Source organism: Polynucleobacter sp. MWH-Jannik1A5 (assembly GCF_018881795.1).
In the GTDB taxonomy this organism is placed as follows: domain Bacteria; phylum Pseudomonadota; class Gammaproteobacteria; order Burkholderiales; family Burkholderiaceae; genus Polynucleobacter.
Genome location: NZ_JACVPQ010000003.1, coordinates 1 through 1293, shown reverse-complemented (window position 1 = coordinate 1293; position 1293 = coordinate 1). Strand labels below are relative to the sequence as shown.

The following is a 1293-nucleotide window of genomic DNA, read 5'->3' as shown; positions in this document are numbered from 1 at the left end:
GGTAGTTGTACCAGTGCTGTTTACAGTCAAGGCACCTAATGCACCGTTGGTAGCGCCACCTACTACACCAGTGAAGGTCACGTTACCGGAGCCAGAAGAGATGGTAAGTGGGTTAGCGGCTGAGGCAGTATTACCAACGTTCGCAGCACTATTGACGGTGGAGGAGAAAGCAACGGTGCCTGCAGCACCACTAGTCAGGGTAACTGCAGAACCAGTGATGGTGACAGCGCCGGTATAAGCCTGGTTGCTTGAGCTCGTGATATTGGCAGCAATACTAGAAGTACCAGAGATGCTTAGAGTAGTAATGCCGGAGATAGCGCCGTTTACTACTGCGTTACCAGTAATGCCTAAGGTGCTGTTACCTACCCAGGTAGAACTATTAGTAGTCGTTGCTGCTGTAATGGCTGTAGCGCCTAGTGCAGCTGAACCACCTACTGCACCAGTGAAGGTGACGGCGCCAGTGCCGGCTGCAATATTGAGAGTGCGAATAGTTGAATCACTATTGAGAGTGCCACCAAAACCTACATCACTGTTAGTGGTGGTAAGAGTGGTATTAGCCGCCAATCTCACTGCACCGGTATAAGTCTGAGCACCTGTAGTAGTGATATTGCCAGTCAACGTAATACCAGTTGCATGGCTTGTTGTCAGAGAAATAGAGGCTAGGTTCGCAGAATTGCCAACCGTACTACCGAATGTAATAGCCCCTACGCCAGCATCAATTACCAGCGCTTGCGCCCCATTTACTGTGCTACTAAAGCTAATCGTATTACCAGTTGAAGATGCACCTTTAGAAGAAGCATTTACAGCAGAGCCTAAAGTCACTGCCCCGGTATAGGTCTGTGTACCGCTAGTAGTAATGTCGCCATTTAAAGTAATACCAGTACCAGAGATTGCTAAGGTACCAGAGGTGACACCAGATACAGAAACAGCGCCACCAGTACTAATTGTTAAAGTATTTGTTGCAGTATCAATAGTGTCGCTAGCAGTAACTGCACCACTTGAACTACGAATAGTCAGGTTATCGGCAAAAGTAGGTGTTGTTGCAAAGTTCACCGCAATCGCACCAGTACCTGCTGCACTTCCTAAGGTAATGCTTGAGAAGCCATTACTTAAGTTAGTAATTTCAGCATCATCTAGCTTGAGTGAACCAGTTGCATCTGAGCCTATTGCTAAAGTTGTATTAGCTGTCTTCGGCTGAATCACTAGTGCTGCGCTACCTGAAAGTGCGCCGCCTAAGCTCATCGCGTCAGTAGTCATGGTTAAGGCATAGGTGCCTGCAGCAAAAGTTGATCC

General features: G+C 47.8%; 1 protein-coding gene. It reads right to left on the bottom strand.

Annotated features, from left to right (window positions below):
* Positions 1-1293, bottom strand: a 1293-nt coding sequence (locus ICN23_RS09665; RefSeq protein ID WP_370624784.1) for a beta strand repeat-containing protein, incomplete at both ends; no start/stop codon positions are given.